The sequence below is a fragment of the Thermophagus sp. OGC60D27 genome, from assembly GCF_052400625.1.
Taxonomy (GTDB): domain Bacteria; phylum Bacteroidota; class Bacteroidia; order Bacteroidales; family Marinilabiliaceae; genus Thermophagus.
The window spans coordinates 1-17,037 of record NZ_JBQTGH010000019.1; the positions used below are offsets into that span (position 1 = coordinate 1).

Genomic DNA, 17,037 nt, shown 5'->3' on the forward strand with positions numbered 1-17,037 from the left:
AGAATTGGTTGAAAGAAAAAATATAAGTTATTCTGAGTTTAGAAAATTATACCGGACAGAGTTAAATTTACATTCCCTAGTTAAATGACCATCGGCCACCGTCGGCCAGCAATTTATGGATGACGCCATAACGTTACGGAAAAGCATTTTCTTGTTGTACTATATGTCTAATCTGTAAATTCTTTACCATGCCAACCAGACCAAAAATTTCGGAAGCAGAAATTCTGGAACAGTACCGGGTGGCCATCGACAACGCCCTGAAACAACCTGACATCGCTTCTGCATTGGCGCGGTTTGGATATGATGCCGCCACCATAGCACAAGGAGAAGAGCTTTTGAATAAAGCGGTTGCCGCCTACAACGCGAACAAAACCGGAGATGATGAAAAGGCGAAACACCACCAAATTTGGACGGAACTCAAAAATAGGATTGCTCGACGTTACTCCGTCGACCGGAAAATCGCCAAACTCATCTTCAGACAAGACCCGGTGGCCAAAGAAAAATTGGGTGTAAAAGGAGCATTGCCCAGATCTTACGTGAATTGGCTCGAAACCGTGAAGAAATACTATTCCGTCGCAACTAAAGATCCCCATATTATTTCAGCACTGAAAAAACTTAACGTTGCTCCGGAATACCTGACCCAAACCCTTCATATGATTACCGACCTGGATACCGCCAGAGCTCAATACCTAAAAACAGTGGGGGAGGCCCAGGATGCCACCAAGGCCAAAAATGCCGCTCTCGCCAAGATTAACCATTGGATGCAGAACTTTTATGCCCTGGCCAAAATTGCTCTTAAAGACAGACCCCAATTACTGGAAGCTCTGGGGAAATTCGTCAGAAGTTGAACCCGAATTATGCATTAGAACTTCGTCATGAGAATTAAAAGTGCAATCAATCAAGAACTTGTTGAAATGAGGCATAGCATCGCTATGGTGAATTGAGACAAGTTAGCTTGCGACTTGATTGGCAGCAATTTTAATTCGTAATAGATTTTCTATTGCATTTTTCGGGTTAAAACCAATAAACTTCATCTTCAGCGGCAACAAGGAAAAGGAAAAATTCCGGGATGTCGTGGATGCCATAGGGGGGACTTGGTGGCTTACTTGTGGGGTTGGAGTTTTTACATCTTTTGCTATGCAGGCTTTGTTATCCCAAACTTTTTAAAATACAGGTTGAGATCCGGTGCGGCGTCATCATCAGCGTTATGGGGCATCGGCATGAACGCTATACGGCGCAATAAAACCGGATGCCAAGCTTTTCCATGGCCGGAGTGTAAAATCTAATCAGCTCTTTAGAAACAAAAAAAGCCATCCAAAAAATGGATGGCTTTCTTAATGCTCCCCAGGTAGGACTTGAACCTACGACCTACGGATTAACAGTCCGCCGCTCTAACCAACTGAGCTACTGAGGAATATTTCTTTTATTGTCTTGTTCTTTCAAAAGGTTTGCAAATGTAATTCCTTTTGGTGAAAAAGGCAAATTATTTTTTCAATTTTTTATTTTCCTCTTTTGGAAAATAATGCCCTCAATGCTTTTGTTTATCAGGGCTGCCGTGTTTTTCAATTGCGATGCAAATATAGGTGGTTCGCTTCAACTATACAACAGTTGAAGCGAAATTTTTTTCAAAAAAATACGGGCCTCGAGAATAACTTTTTGTGAATTACGGAATTACTTTTCAAAAAAAATTATTGCCCGTCGCAGAGATCGTTCAATTCTTCCATCACTTTTCTGAGTGTCGTTTTAGATAAGGGCAGAGAGGTGAGCAATTGTTGTTGATTCATCAGTTCACTGCACAGCACAATGCCCTCTTTTAACAGGTGCTGTTTGTGGGCCTTGGTCAGGTGGGTTAAAGTAGTTATGGGGAAGGCTTTGTATTTTTCAATTTGTGCTTTGAGACTGTCATCACCCGGATAGTCCCAACTCATAAGATTGAGACCACTACAACGCGCATATTGCATGGCATCGGTGGTAAATCGGGTATTGGTTACCACCCAGCCGTGAAAGGTGAGGTTCTTGAATTGAGGAAGCTCTTGCCGCGTCTCAATAATGTCATTTACACGCGAACGTATGTATAGCGGAACCTGAATGCTGGAACATTTTCCCTGACTGTTGTGGTATTTGCACTCTACCAGGTGTTGATTTTGATTGTCCGACGCTATCACATCCACTTCATGGGTCACACACTTCCCGTCAACCACTTGCCCAACTTCAACCTCGAAGCCTTTGCATCGGAAGATATGTCCCACGAAATGTTCGAAAGGATAGCCCGAAGGACCCAGTTCCATGATGGCTCTTTTCAAACTGTAACGTGCGGCCATGCCACGCTGTTTCTTGCGCAAGAGACGAAAAGCTCGAGTGTAAATCTTTTTGGTTGAGGTACCCTCGGTAATCCATTCCAGAATGTTGGTGGTGATTTCATCTATTAGCTTTGGGTCGGCTCCGGTTCGAGACAGCGAATTATGAAGTTTAACGGTTTCAAATGGTTGTAACTCCCCCGATGCCTTTCGAATACTAGGAATTTGAGTCATAAAATTGAATACTGTCAGTTATAGTTTTTTTATTATTCTGACAATATTAATAAATTTTCAGGTTGATCAAGGGATATGTCATTGAGGAAAATAGAAAAACCTCAACAGATTGGTTCTGATGAGGTCTTTCTTTCAATAAAGTAATCTTTGTTAGTTGATCATGGCATTCAACATCCATACCGTTTTTTCCTGCTCGGAGATGAAGTCACTCATCAGTGCAAGGGTTCCTTCATCCTCAATGTTTTCTGCAATAGGAATCAGTTCCCGTTCCAGTTGGATCAGTGTGCTTAAGTTGTCAATGGTGGCGGCAACCAGTTTGAGACCGTCATTCTCGTCTTTCACCACCTTTATTTTTGAAGTTTTCAGGTAATCTTCAAACGTGTGCAACGGTGTTCCGCCCAGTGTCAGAATGCGTTCTGCCACTTCATCCACTTTTTCCGCGGCATCGTTATACAATTCTTCAAATTTGCCATGAAGGGTAAAAAACAATTTTCCCTTAACATTCCAGTGGAAACCTCTGAGGTTTTGGTAATATACCTGAAAACTGGCCAACAGTTCATTGAGTTTTTCATTCACTTCTTTGGGATCTTTTAAGCCCAGTACTTCATTTAAACTTTTCATAGTTCTATCTTTTTTGGTTTTTGTTGATACAAATGTAGAGAAGATTGAAGTATTGATCAAATCGAAAAAAGTTATCAATTATAGGTTGTGGCTATATTGCAAAAGGTGAGCGGCAGATGCCTCAACGTCAAGAAAGGAGGGAATGATAATGCCGGAAGAAGTAATGGAACCCAAACACCTCCGATGGCTTCAACCCGAATAATGCATTAGACTTTCGTCGTGAGAATTAAAAGTGCAATCAATCAAGAACGTGTTGAAATGAGGCATAGCACCGCTATGGTGAATGTAAACAAGTTAGCTTGCGACTTGATTGGCAGCAATTTTAATTCGTAATAGATTTTCTAATGCATTTTTCGGGTTCAATAAAGTGCCGTTGCCAACACGATATCAAAAAACCCCCTTGGGAAGAAGGTTCCTTTGGGGGCTTTCCTTAATGTAAAGATGACAGTAAAATATACAAGTAATTCAAGCGTTTTTTCTGGCAATAAGGTTGAGGGCCGATCCCGCTTTATACCAGGATATCTGTTGCTCATTATACGAATGTAACGCCTTGATGGTCTCTTTTGATCCGTCGGAATGAACAACTTCTATGGTTACCGGTCGGTTGGGACTAAACTGTTCCAGATCGATGAAGTTAAAAGTATCATCTTCCCGGATTTTATCATAGTCGTTTTCATTTTCAAAAGTAAGGGCCAACATACCCTGTTTCTTCAGGTTGGTTTCGTGTATGCGGGCAAAACTTTTTACCAGAATCACCTTTACCCCCAAGTGGCGGGGTTCCATCGCTGCATGTTCGCGAGATGAGCCTTCTCCGTAGTTATGATCTCCTACTACCACCGTGGGAATACCTTTAGCTTTGTAGGCTCGTTGCACTTCCGGCACTTTGCCGTATTCGCCGGTGATTTGATTTTTCACCTTATTCGTTTCATGGTTAAAGGCATTAACGGCACCAATCAGCATGTTGTCGGAAATATTGTCCAAATGACCTCGGAAACGCAGCCACGGACCCGCCATGGAAATATGATCGGTGGTACATTTGCCCTCGGCTTTGATGAGGAGTTTGGCACCCATGAGGTTTTTCCCGTCCCAGGGTTCAAAGGGCGTTAGCAGTTGAAGACGTTTACTGTCGGGACTTACTGCAACTTCTACTTTTGAACCGTCTTTGGCTGGTTCTTGGTAACCGGTTTCTTTTACCTCAAATCCTTTGGGGGGCAATTCAAATCCTGACGGTGGATCCAGTTTTACCTCTTCACCCTTATCATTAATTAAGGTGTCCGTAAGGGGATTAAAGCCCAATTCTCCCGATATGGCAATGGCGGTAACCATCTCTGGAGAGGCCACAAAAGCATGTGTGTTGGGATTCCCGTCGGCTCGTTTGGCAAAGTTGCGGTTAAACGAGTGAACGATGGTGTTCTTCTCTTGCTTCTCGGCATCCTCGCGGGCCCACATGCCAATACATGGTCCGCATGCGTTGGCAAATACTTTGCCGCCTATCTTTTCAAATAGATCAATAAATCCGTCCCGCTCTATGGTATAGCGCACTTGCTCCGAGCCGGGAGTGACGGTAAATTCCGATTTAACTTTCAATCCTTTTTCCACAGCTTGTTTGGCAATGGAGGCGGCTCTAGAAATATCTTCATACGAGGAGTTGGTACAAGAACCGATAAGACCTACCTCTACTTTTGTGGGCCATCCGTTTTTTTGGGCGGCCTCACGAAGTTGAGAAACCGGAGTGGCAAGGTCGGGGGTAAACGGCCCGTTGATGTGAGGTTCCAACTCACTCAGATTGATTTCTATGACCTGATCAAAATATTTTTCCGGGTTTTCATAGGTTTCTGGATCCCCGGTGAGGTGTTCCTTGATTTTGTTGGCTTCATCTGCCACATCATCCCGTTTGGTGGCCCGCAGATAGCGTTCCATGGCTTCGTCATACCCAAAGGTGGAGGTGGTGGCGCCGATCTCGGCACCCATATTTCCGATAGTGCCTTTCCCGGTGGCAGAAAGCGAACGTGCCCCCTCACCAAAATATTCCAGTATGTATCCGGTACCGCCTTTAACCGTTAACAGACCGGCCACTTTCAGTATAATATCTTTGGAGGCGGTCCAGCCATTCAGTTTCCCCGTTAGTTTAACACCAATGAGTTTGGGGAATTTCAGCTCCCAGGGCATGCCCGCCATCACATCCACGGCGTCGGCACCACCAACACCTATGGCGATCATCCCCAAACCACCGGCATTGGGCGTGTGGGAGTCGGTACCAATCATCATTCCTCCCGGAAAGGCATAGTTTTCCAACACCACCTGGTGGATAATGCCGGCACCCGGTTTCCAGAAACCCAAACCATACTTGTTACATACCGAACTCAAAAAGTCGTAAACCTCCTTGTTGGTTACCTGGGCGGTTTTTAAGTCATTGGCAGCACCCACTTTGGCCTGGATGAGGTGGTCGGCGTGGACGGTCGAGGGAACGGCCACTTTCTCTTTCCTGGCCTGCATAAACTGCAGTAAGGCCATCTGCGCTGTGGCATCCTGCATGGCTACACGGTCGGGCGCAAAATTTACATACGATTTTCCGCGGTCGTAAGGGGTGGAAGGAAGGTTGTCTGCCAAATGGCTGTAGAGAATTTTTTCGGTAAGCGTTAAAGGTCTTTTCAGTAGCGAACGGGCAGATTTGATCTTTTCGTCCATGCCTGAGTAGACCTTTTTAATCATGTCAATGTCAAATGCCATATTTCAATGTGTTTTTGTAAGATAATTATATGCTTTTGGTTATAATTTGACAAATTTAAAAATTATTGCCGGTTTTCCTTATTCCCCTTGACCCGGCTTCACATCCCTGCCTCTTGTTAACAATGCAAATATAATTTTGTTGAGTGATTTTATTCCCTGAACGTTAATTACTGTTCTTTTGCCCTCTTAGGGCCCGATTCATCCGTGGTGGGGTGAATTTTTTCAAACAAGAGTAGATGAAAATAAAAAAGCTGCCTCATATCAATGAGACAGCTTTTCAATATTATTGGTTTCTACCTTGATTAGGCGTGGTCTACAGAAGCCATGTGTTGAATCAATTCAACAACTTTGGTTGAGTATCCCATTTCGTTATCATACCAGCTGATAACTTTTACGAAGTTATCGTTCAAACCAATTCCGGCGCCGGCATCGAAGATAGAAGTGTGAGTTTCACCCAGGAAGTCGTTAGAAACAACAGCATCTTCAGTGTAACCAAGAATTCCTTTCAATTCACCTTCAGAAGCTTCTTTCATAGCCTGGCAAACAGCTTCGTAAGAAGCACCTTTTTCCAAACGGCAAGTCAGGTCTACTACGGATACGTCAGGAGTAGGAACACGGAATGCCATACCGGTCAATTTGCCATTCAGTTCAGGAATTACTTTCCCTACTGCTTTGGCAGCTCCGGTAGAAGAAGGAATAATGTTTTGTCCGGCACCACGACCACCGCGCCAGTCTTTCATGGAAGGACCGTCAACAGTTTTTTGTGTAGCTGTGGTAGCATGAACGGTAGTCATCAAACCTTCAACAATGCCGAATTTGTCGTTCAATACTTTGGCAATAGGAGCCAAGCAGTTGGTGGTACAAGAAGCATTGGATACGAAGGACATATCTTTGGTGTATTTGTCCTGATTAACACCCATTACAAACATAGGAGTGTCATCTTTTGAAGGAGCAGACATTACCACTTTTTTGGCACCGGCTTCAATATGGCCTTGAGCTTTTTCTTTGGTCAGAAAAATACCTGTTGATTCAACAACATATTCTGCTTCTACTTCATTCCATTTCAGATCAGCAGGATTTCTTTCAGAGGTAACGCGAATTGCATTGCCATTAACCACCAGCTTACCGTCTTTTACTTCAACATCTCCTTTGAAACGACCATGAGTAGAGTCGTATTTCAACATATAAGCCATATAATCAACATCAATCAAGTCGTTGATGGCTACAACTTGTACGTTGTCGAAGTTTTGTGCGGCGCGGAACACCAGACGGCCAATGCGGCCAAAACCGTTAATACCAATTTTAATTTTTGACATATTATCGCTTTTTTAGTGATTATAATTACTACCTTCTCATTTTTTGCGCTACAAAAGTAAGAAATCACACCAAAAACATCAAGAAATAACCGGCTGAAATTCTTAAATAAACGTTAATTTATGCCGCTGAAATCCTTTATGGACGGTTTGTGTTTCGTATTCTCCGCGGTGAGGGATTAGCTCGAAAATCAGTACGTGAGGTCGGAAGGCAATTGAATGGCTTCTGACAATAGCCCTTTATTATATTCTTTCTGCGCATCAAAAATAAATCTTCAGACAAAAAATGGAGGGTATTCTTCCGGATGAGCAAAATTATGTGATGAAAATAAAAAAGGAGAGGCTCAAATTAAGAATGAAGAAGCCCCTAAAACAGATAGGTTGGTGGTGGTTCTGGAATGGGAATACAGATACATAAAAAGGACTGTCCGTTATTTTTTTGACAGCCCTTCTAAAATCCTGTAAACAAATATTATTTAAGCTTTCTCTGAGGCATGAACGCAGCTAAATTCTTCCGATGAGTAGATCGGTGCCTTCCGAATGATATCCCTTCCGGATTTTAGAAAGAATATTTCCCTCTTCAAAGGCACTTGGATCAATTGTTGTTCTGCGTAAAAAATTAAGCCCGCACCTCTTCTGTGTCTGCTTGAGCCCCTTGGCCGTAAGCCGGACAATCTTGGACCGATTTGCAGGATGAAAAGGCCAGAGCAATAAATAACATAACGGTGGCAACGATTGATACTTTCTTCATGATTGAAAATTTTTGAAATAAAAGTAAAAGGTTTCTTCGATAATCACAAAATTTTTTGTTCCTGATTTTTTCTGTTAACGATAAAGTACTGTGATGGGTTACGAAAATTTTTATTTTTTGTGACAGAAAGCTTTTTGAATGGATATAAAAAACATAACGTTCGGAAATGATAAAAATTTCACTAAATCACCAATTAATATTAACTTTGAACTTTGTCCATGTGCATGGTGCCCTGTCCGAGAACTCTTTTGATGCAGGTGATAAGCTAAACATGGCAAATATGCACAATTAATTATAAGGTGAAATTAAAAATGTCATTATGCAAGTTGAAAGTTTGCAGGGGTCTATTGTAGCCATTGTAACGCCTTTTAAAAATTCCGGTCAAATTGATTTTGAGGCATTTGACGAACTGGTAGAATTCCATGTGAATAACGGAACCGATGGTATCGTGGTTTGCGGAACAACAGGTGAAACGCCCACTTTAAGTGATGCCGAAGATGCCGAACTCATTGCGCGTTGTGTCAAAAAAGTAAATGGCAGGATCCCCGTCATTGCCGGTTCTGGTAGTAATTCTACTTCTGATTGCATAAAATATAGCCAAAAAGCTGCCCAATTGGGGGCCGATGCCTTGCTGGTTGTAACCCCTTATTACAATAAACCTTCCCGAAGAGGAATCTACAAACACTTTTCGCAAGTGGCTAAAAATGTGGATGCACCTATCATTCTTTACAATGTGCCGGGTCGAACAGGTAGTGCCATTGATCCCGAAACCGCCATTGAACTGGCAATTCATCATGAAAATATTATCGGGATTAAAGAGGCCGGAGGAGATATTAGCGTCTTTGCCGAGTTGCTGGCCAACAAACCTGAAGGGTTTAAGGTGTTCAGCGGCGATGATTTTCTCGCCTTTTCGGCCAATGGAATGGGCGCCGACGGATGTATCTCTGTGGTGGCCAACCTTATTCCTGCCGATTTTCATACCATGATGAAGGCGTCTATTGATGGTGACTTGGAAACTGCACGAAAACTGTTTTTTAAGTATCGTACTCTTATGAAATTGATGTTTGTGGAGTCCAATCCTTTACCCGTAAAAACTGCGCTTGCTCTCATGGGAAAAGTAAGTGAAGTATTTCGGGCCCCCCTCTGCGAAATGGAGGATGAAAACCGGGATCAGTTGAAATTCGAACTGAAAAAATTGAAACTTCTTTGATGAAGTTTTGATCCCCGGGATCAACATAAACAGAAAAGTAATTTTCCCGCCACCGTTTAATTCGGTGAAAGGTGGAAGACTGACAAATGGACATGGATGTCTCCGGCGAGAAAATATCTGAAAAGTTTTTCTGTGGGGTGCTATTATTTTCGGTGATTTCATATAATTCGGGAACCGGTTGTAGGCTGTTTAATCCCGGGATTATGACAAAAAACAAAGCGGTTGTCTCTTTTTTTTGGTGTGTATTTATTGTTCCGGTAATATTGGGGCAAAATGTGCAAAATGTTGAGTATCACTTTCGGCACCTCAACAGTTCTAATGGTTTGTCCAGTAATCAGATCACCTCTATCCATAAAGACCGCTTCGGTTTTGTCTGGTTTGGAACCATTTCCGGACTCAACCGATATGATGGATACGCTTTTAAGGTTTACAAGAACATTCCAGGAGATACCACTACGATCCCTTTTAATAATATTCGGGATATTTATGAAGACAATAGGGGGTTTTTATGGATCATTTCTCAGGATAATCAGCTGTCTGTCTTCGACCCGACGAAGGATATTTTTTATCGGAATTATAATCTCTTCCCTGGTGAGCAATCTCTATCGGCTCAATTTATCTCCGCACTGACGGTCGATCCTGATTCAAATCTCTGGGTAGCATCCAATCAATATGGTTTATATCGTGTGGATGCTGAGAAGGACACCGTATTTAAGGTCCCTTCTGAGGCAGGAAAGGACGAAACCCTTTCCAGTGATTTTATTACCGATGTGATTGTTGGAAATGACTCAACGGTTTTAACAGTTAATGCGTTTGGAGTTGTTGAGCATATCGATACCAATAGCGGGAAAGTGATAAAAAGGTATCCCTTCAGTTTGCTGAGGGATTTGACAGAGCCGGATTATTTCTCACTCTTTGAGGATGATGACGGAGATCTTTGGGTCTTTTCGGAACAAAATGACCTGGGACTTTTCTATGCCAACCCCCAAACAGGCAGGGAAGTACGGTTTTCCACTCTGGAAGAAATGTCTTTGTCCAGTGATATTGTCACAGAGGTGCTTCAGGATCAAAATGCTTTCATTTGGGTTGCAACGGACCATGGAGGACTCCAAATCATTGATAAAAGTAATTTCAGTGTCAGGACCATCTTAAATGAAAAAGGAAATGCCAATAGCATTTCCCAAAATAGCATAACCGCCATGATGCGAGATGATTCTGATGTCATTTGGATTGGAACTTATAAGGAAGGGGTCAATTACTACCATTCAGACTTGTTTCAGTTCAGATTGTTGGCTCATAATATTTTTAAGAAAGGTGGGTTGCCGTCTAATGATATCGATTGTTTTGCCGAAGATGACAAAGGAAATTTGTTTATTGGCACGAATGGCAGCGGCCTTATTTATTTTGACCGTGAAAACGATCGTTTTTCCGTGTTCAGGGCTTGTCCCGAAAATCCCGATTCGCTAAGTCATGACGTCATCGTCAGCCTTCTCTTTGATTCCAGAAAGAGGTTGTGGATTGGCACCTATTATGGTGGGCTGAACTGTTTTGACGGAAAACGGTTTAAACGATATTATCATGATCCGGATGATCCCAACACCATCGCAGACAACCGAATATGGAAGATTTATGAGGATCTGGAGGGCAGAATCTGGATTGGAACCCTTGGGGGAGGATTGGATCTGCTTGACGAAAACAATAATCGGTTTCTCCATTATCGCGATGGGGATCTGAATTCGGTGCATTCTAATTTTATTTTAACCATTTATGAAGATCGGTCCAATAATTTGTGGTTAGGAACTTCCAATGGCATCGATGTACTGGACCGCACTACCGGTCGTTTCTCGCATATCCCTGCTAATCCCGGAAAACAAAATGCCTTAAGCCATCATATTGTCCTATCCATCATTCAGGATCAAAGAGGGGTGATGTGGTTCGGTACCCGGAATGGACTTAATATGTACAATCCTGTTACCCGGAAGTTTCATCTTTTCCTCGAACGAGACGGACTGCCGGATAACAACATTCTGAATATCTTGATGGATGATCAGAACCATCTTTGGATGAGTACATTAAATGGACTTTCCAAACTTGAATACAACAAAACCAATGATTCTCTGGAGTTTTCTTTCAGTAACTATGACATGTTGGATGGGTTGCAAGGCAGGGAATTCAATGAGCAATCCGCTTTTAAAACTTCAGGTGGTGAGCTGATTTTTGGAGGACCCAATGGTTTTAATCTGTTTCAACCGGAACGCATACAAAAAAGAACGGTACCCCCTAACGTCTTGATTACCGGCATTAGATTGTTTAATCGGCCCATTGAAGTGGGCGAAACAATAAATAACAAGGTAATATTGAATCAACCTTTATTCTTATCCGACACCTTGATATTGAAACATAACCAAAATGTTTTTTCGTTGGAATTTGCAGGAATGGGACACCCTCATCCCGAAAAAATAATCTATCGTTATCTATTGGAAGGGTTCAACGATCAATGGGTTGCCACCGATGCTTCCAACAGATTGGCCACTTATACCAATCTCAATCCGGGTACCTATATATTTCGGGTCAGGGCTCGCATTGGGGAGGGGGGAGAACTGGGACCTGAAAAGAAATTGGTGGTTATAATCAAGCCGCCATTCTACGCCACCCAATACGCTTATGGAGTTTATTTTGTTCTGTTTACCGGACTGGTTGTTTTGTTTGGGACTATTGTTCGGAGAAGGGAAAGAATTCGCTTTGAAAGGCAACAGGAACTCTTGGCACACAAGCGTATCCATGAACTGGATGCCATGAAAATAAGATTTTTCACCAACATCAGTCATGAGTTTCGGACCCCTCTGACACTGATCATTACACCACTGGATAAAATTGTGAAGGAAATAAAAGACGGACATGTAAATGAGCAGTTGAATCTGGTGCTTAGAAATGCCCGACGATTAATGGGGCTGGTAAATCAGTTGTTAGATTTCAGGAAGATAGAAGTTCAGGGAATGACGCTGAATCGATCTGTTGGGGATCTGGTTCCGTTTGTGGAAGAGGTGGCCCATTCGTTCACAGATCTTTTTGAGTCCAAATCCATTCGCTTCAGTTTCGAATCCAATGTGTCATCTCTTCAAATGGGTTTTGATCACGAGAAAGTTGAAAAAATCATCTTCAATCTTCTTTCCAATGCTTTTAAGTTTTCTCACGAAAAAGGGGTCGTTAAATTGAAAATTGAATATGTCGGACAGGATTGGCCCGACACTGACGATGCAAAAGTCAAAATATCTGTCAGTGATACCGGGATTGGCATTTCGAAAGAGAAGCAGGAGCATATCTTTGAACGTTTTTTCCAGATCGACAACGAAGGAATTAATAATATGGGCAGTGGTATAGGGTTGTCTATTGTCAGCGAGTTTGTTCGACTGCATAATGGAAAAATGTGGGTTGAGAGTATTCCGGGAAGGGGGAGCGTTTTTATTGTTGAACTGCCGGTTGTCCAACATCAAGGACAATACACCTCGAAACCTCTCAGATGCTCACTGTCATCCGGATCTCCACCAAATTCAAATCGCCCAAAATCTGTTGTAAGAGAGGATCACCACCTCTTGTTGATCGTTGAAGACAATGAAGATCTAAGATTTTATTTGAAGGAGAACCTGGGGGCCCTCTACCGCATTGTGGAAGCTGAAAACGGGAATGAAGGCTATGAAAAAGCGGCAGCTGTTTTCCCGGATGTCGTCATCAGTGATATCCTTATGCCTGGAATGAATGGCATTGAACTTTGCCGGAAAATGAAAAATGATCCCAAAACATCGCATATCCCTGTCATTTTGCTGACGGCAAAAGTATCCACCCAAATGGAAATGGAAGGGCTTAGCGCAGGCGCTGATGATTTCATTGCCAAGCCTTTTAACTATGAAGTGCTTGAATTGAAAATCAGAAATTTGATCGAGGTTCGAAAAAAATTCAGAAATAAACTTCAGAAGCATCAGTTTGAAATTACGCCCGGAGAAATTGGCATTACTTCTTTAGACGAAAAATTTATAACCAAGGCCACCCGATTTGTGGAAAATAATTTATCCAATACCGATCTTTCTGTTGAGCTGCTCAGCAAAGAGATGGGCGTCAGTCGAGGCCATCTATACAATAAATTGATGGCCCTCACCGGTAAGACGCCTACCGAATTTATCCGTATCATGCGCCTGAAACGAGGTGCTCAGCTACTGGGGAAAAGTCAGTTGACGGTGGCAGAAGTAGCTTATAAATGTGGTTTTAATGATCCCAAATACTTCTCCCGTTATTTTAAAGATGAGTTTGGCGTTTCTCCTTCCCAGTACATTCGTCGGCTTTCACAAAAGCAACAGGAAGAATAGTATCGTTTAAAGTTGATTTTCCGAGTTCCTGGTTTAACTGATATGTTTTTCTCGCGATCATCAGTCTTCTGTCTTACAATGAAACACCATAAACTCTGAACTTGAATCGATCCACCAACTGCCATTCCGCGACAAAACAGAGTTGAACAGTTCCGTTTTTTTAAGGCGCTGATATTTAATTGCTTCTTTAAGCTTCGAAAGACATATTACCCCCCTTCTGAAGACATCTCATCCCTCTTTGTGTACAATTCACACCCAAGTCTTGTACGAAATGACGCCAATCTTTAATTAATGTTAAATTAACTTTGGAAATGCTTCGGATTGAAGCGGATTTAGTGCGTTTTTCTTGTTTTTGTACAATTCTGTTAAATATTTTTTGATTATAGATATTAAAACCAAAGCTATGCTAAAAAAGAGTATTCTACTATTGTTCCTTTTCATGGCGGGACTGGGACTAGAGGCTCAGCAAACGGTGACCGGGGTGGTCACGGACTCGTCGAATGAACCTATTCCGGGTGTTTCAATTCTTGAAAAGGGATCTATGAATGGGACCATCACACAGACCGATGGCACTTTTTCTTTGCAGGTACCAGGAGATGCAACTCTGGTATTCTCTTTCGTAGGCTTTGAGCCTCAGGAAATCGCTGTTGATAACCGCACCAGAATAAATGTTGTGCTTAACGAGGCAGTTACCGGACTCGAAGAAGTGGTGGTGGTCGGCTATGGGGTTCAGAAGAAAAAACTGATTACCGGTGCTACTTTACAGGTGGATGGTGAAGATCTCCAGAAAAGAAATACGACCAGCGCTCTCCATGCCTTGCAGGGACAAACAGCAGGAGTTCAGATTACCTCTACCTCCGGACAACCCGGAGAAGATTTGAAAGTAATTGTCCGTGGGCTAGGAACCATTGGAGAGGCCGGACCGCTCTATATTGTGGACGGCGTTCAAACGGGTGATATTTCTTATCTCAACAATTCAGATATTGAAAGCATCGATGTGCTTAAGGATGCTGCATCCGCGGCCATCTACGGCTCACAGGCTGCCAATGGCGTGGTCCTGATTACGACCAAATCGGGGCAATCGGGTAAAACTCTCATAACCTTTGATAGTTATTACGGAATCCAAAACGTGGCTCGTAAAGTGGATATGCTGAATGCTCGTGAATATGCTGTGATCATGAACGAAGCGGCCATTAACTCCGGCAAGGCGCCTTATTTCACTGCCGATGATATTGCCAATATCAGTAATACCGGTTGGGCCGATACCGACTGGATGGACCAGATGTTTTACGACAATGCCGTAACCCAAAACTACTCCTTGAGTGCCAGTGGGGGGAACAGTTCCTCTACTTATTCCACCTCTTTGTCTTATACCGGACAGGAAGGAATTGTTGGAGGTCCTGATGTTTCCGATTACAACCGTTATAGCTTCCGGATCAACTCGGAACATAAGCTTTTTGATGATATGATCACTCTGGGGCAGCACCTTACCTTTGCTTATATCGAGCAAAATGGTATCAAAGTTGGCAATCAATACAACAATTCGTTGCGCGGCGCTTTTAATACCAGCCCGTTTTTGCCCGTTTATAACGATGAAGGGGGCTTCTTGAACAATACTAAGAATGCTGGAGAGTTCTATAATGGAACTGTGTGGCAACCATGGGCCGAAGGGGAAGGCAATCCCTACGCAGGTATGATGTATAATAATCAGTCTGACGACAATAACCAAAAGTTGCTGGGCGACATTTATCTTCGTATATCCCCTCTGAAAGGCCTTTCTTTTGAAACCAAATACGGGATCGACTTTTACACCAAAGAAGAACGTTCTTACATTCCGGAATACGAACTCTCGATTTACGATTTTCGCGACCACGATCAGGCCTCCCAGAGATTGGAAAAAGGTGTGGCCTGGACATGGACCAATACCCTCACTTATGATTTTGCTCTGGAGAATCATGAATTTATCGTCCTGGCGGGGACGGAAGCCTACCAGAACAAAGGCACCTGGATGCATACCCGCAACACCGACCTCTTGCCTTCAGGACTTGATAATGCCTATATCGATAACACCACCAATACCGATTTGGCCCGCCTTACCTATGAGGGGGCACCCAATGACGAATCTATGTTGCTTTCCTACTTTGGTCGTTTAAGCTATAACTTCCGAGAAAAATATATGCTGAATGCCACTTTCCGTGCCGACGGATCATCCCGATTTGCCAAAGACAACCGGTGGGGGTATTTCCCTTCGGTGTCGGGAGGATGGGTGGTATCCAGTGAGCCTTTCATGGATTTTGCTGATGGATTTGTCGATTTCTTCAAGTTACGCGCCAGCTGGGGACAAGTTGGAAACCAAAATATCGATCCCTGGCAGTATCTGGCTCCCATTAAGATTGCCAATACGAATTATTATTTCGGTTCGGATGATTTTGATGCTGCCGGAAACACCCCGGGGGCTTATCCCAGCCGGCTGGCCAATGAAGATCTTAAATGGGAGACTTCCGAACAACTCAACATCGGTTTTGATGCTCGCCTTATGAGATCTCGTTTGGGCATTAATTTCGATTTGTATCAAAAAGATACAAAAGACTGGCTGTTACAGGCCCCGATTCTAGCTACAGCAGGCGCCGAAGGACCTTTCATTAACGGTGGGGATGTGAGAAATAAAGGCGTGGAAGTTGCGATTAGCTGGAATGATCAGATTGGCGATTTCAGGTATTTTGTTTCTGCCAATTATGCGTACAACGATAATGAGGTGACCCAGGTACCAACCAGCGATGGCATTGTTCATGGCTTGACAAATATGCTCTATGATAACTCTCTGGAGTTTTATCATCGGGCCGAAACGGTCTATCCCATTGGTTATTTCTGGGGCTGGCAAACCGACGGTATCTTTCAGAACGAGCAGGAAGTGCTGGTGCATACCAGTAATGGCGTTGTGATTCAGCCTGATGCCTCGCCCGGTGACTTGCGTTATATCGATCAGAATGGTGATGGCACCCTGGACGATAGGGATAAAGTGATGGTAGGGGATCCCAATCCGGATGCGGTTTTTGGCTTTAACGTTGGGTTTGAATACAAAAATTTTGACTTTTCCGTTGCTGCCAATGGCGTTTTCGGAAATCAGATTGTCCAGTCCTATCGTAATCACTCCAATGCTTTTGCTAATTATACCACCGAGATTCTGGATCGCTGGCATGGTGAAGGAACTTCCAACACCATCCCCCGCGTAACCGAAACCAACAGAAACTATCTCTTTTCGGATATTTTTGTAAAAGATGGTGATTTTCTGAGAATCAGTGATATCACACTTGGGTATGACTTTTCCGACCTGTTCAATAAAAGCTTCATCAGCCGGCTAAGACTCTATGGCTCCGTGCAGAATGCAATTACTTTTACCAAATACAACGGGATGGATCCCGAAGTGGGATATGGTGTCGAAGACGGCTCTTCCGGCATTGATCTGGGGTATTATCCGCGCCCGAGAACCTTTTTGCTGGGCCTTAATGTCAAATTTTAA

General features: G+C 43.1%; 9 protein-coding genes and 1 tRNA gene. 4 read left to right on the plus strand and 6 right to left on the minus strand.

Annotated features, from left to right (window positions below):
- Positions 1–188: 188 nt before the first annotated feature.
- Positions 189–848, plus strand: a complete 660-nt coding sequence (locus ACT29H_RS15865) for a hypothetical protein (protein ID WP_444822637.1) — start codon at positions 189–191, stop codon at positions 846–848.
- A gap of 492 nt (positions 849–1,340) precedes the next feature.
- Here the strand turns inward: ACT29H_RS15865 and ACT29H_RS15870 are convergent.
- The 6 genes from ACT29H_RS15870 to ACT29H_RS15895 all read right to left on the minus strand — a co-directional run bounded on the left by ACT29H_RS15870 (position 1,341) and on the right by ACT29H_RS15895 (position 7,946).
- Positions 1,341–1,414: transfer RNA gene (locus tag ACT29H_RS15870), tRNA-Asn, on the minus strand.
- 274 nt (positions 1,415–1,688) lie between these two features.
- Complete coding sequence (locus ACT29H_RS15875) at positions 1,689–2,531, minus strand: restriction endonuclease (protein ID WP_444822638.1); 843 nt, start codon at positions 2,529–2,531, stop codon at positions 1,689–1,691.
- A 150-nt stretch (positions 2,532–2,681) separates the two neighbouring features.
- Positions 2,682–3,152 carry a Dps family protein gene (locus ACT29H_RS15880; protein WP_444822639.1) on the minus strand — a complete coding sequence of 157 codons (471 nt, stop codon included), beginning with the start codon at positions 3,150–3,152 and terminating at the stop codon, positions 2,682–2,684.
- A 465-nt stretch (positions 3,153–3,617) separates the two neighbouring features.
- Entirely contained in the window at positions 3,618–5,882 is a 2,265-nt protein-coding gene (locus ACT29H_RS15885) for an aconitate hydratase (protein WP_444822640.1), read from the minus strand.
- A gap of 302 nt (positions 5,883–6,184) precedes the next feature.
- Entirely contained in the window at positions 6,185–7,198 is a 1,014-nt protein-coding gene (gene gap, locus ACT29H_RS15890; protein ID WP_444822641.1) for a type I glyceraldehyde-3-phosphate dehydrogenase, read from the minus strand.
- 616 nt (positions 7,199–7,814) lie between these two features.
- Positions 7,815–7,946, minus strand: coding sequence for a hypothetical protein (locus ACT29H_RS15895; RefSeq protein WP_444822642.1), 132 nt, complete (start codon positions 7,944–7,946; stop codon positions 7,815–7,817).
- A gap of 319 nt (positions 7,947–8,265) precedes the next feature.
- On the opposite strand from ACT29H_RS15895, the gene dapA reads away from it, so the two are divergent.
- From dapA to ACT29H_RS15910, 3 genes are all read left to right on the plus strand, one after another.
- Positions 8,266–9,156, plus strand: a complete 891-nt coding sequence (gene dapA, locus ACT29H_RS15900) for a 4-hydroxy-tetrahydrodipicolinate synthase (protein ID WP_444822643.1) — start codon at positions 8,266–8,268, stop codon at positions 9,154–9,156.
- Between the two features lie 203 nt (positions 9,157–9,359).
- The gene (locus ACT29H_RS15905) at positions 9,360–13,517 is read left to right on the plus strand and encodes a two-component regulator propeller domain-containing protein (protein ID WP_444822644.1); all 4,158 of its coding nucleotides are present in this window, start codon (positions 9,360–9,362) and stop codon (positions 13,515–13,517) included.
- A 403-nt stretch (positions 13,518–13,920) separates the two neighbouring features.
- The gene (locus ACT29H_RS15910) at positions 13,921–17,037 is read left to right on the plus strand and encodes a SusC/RagA family TonB-linked outer membrane protein (RefSeq protein ID WP_444822645.1); all 3,117 of its coding nucleotides are present in this window, start codon (positions 13,921–13,923) and stop codon (positions 17,035–17,037) included.

Bases quoted from the DNA above. Each gene is read 5' to 3' on its own strand.
- gap (WP_444822641.1), bottom strand. From the start codon at position 7,198: ATGTCAAAAATTAAAATTGGTATTAACGGTTTTGGCCGCATTGGCCGT.
- ACT29H_RS15910 (WP_444822645.1), top strand. From the start codon at position 13,921: ATGCTAAAAAAGAGTATTCTACTATTGTTCCTTTTCATGGCGGGACTG.
- ACT29H_RS15875 (WP_444822638.1), bottom strand. From the start codon at position 2,531: ATGACTCAAATTCCTAGTATTCGAAAGGCATCGGGGGAGTTACAACCA.
- ACT29H_RS15865 (WP_444822637.1), top strand. From the start codon at position 189: ATGCCAACCAGACCAAAAATTTCGGAAGCAGAAATTCTGGAACAGTAC.
- ACT29H_RS15885 (WP_444822640.1), bottom strand. From the start codon at position 5,882: ATGGCATTTGACATTGACATGATTAAAAAGGTCTACTCAGGCATGGAC.
- dapA (WP_444822643.1), top strand. From the start codon at position 8,266: ATGCAAGTTGAAAGTTTGCAGGGGTCTATTGTAGCCATTGTAACGCCT.
- ACT29H_RS15895 (WP_444822642.1), bottom strand. From the start codon at position 7,946: ATGAAGAAAGTATCAATCGTTGCCACCGTTATGTTATTTATTGCTCTG.
- ACT29H_RS15905 (WP_444822644.1), top strand. From the start codon at position 9,360: ATGACAAAAAACAAAGCGGTTGTCTCTTTTTTTTGGTGTGTATTTATT.
- ACT29H_RS15880 (WP_444822639.1), bottom strand. From the start codon at position 3,152: ATGAAAAGTTTAAATGAAGTACTGGGCTTAAAAGATCCCAAAGAAGTG.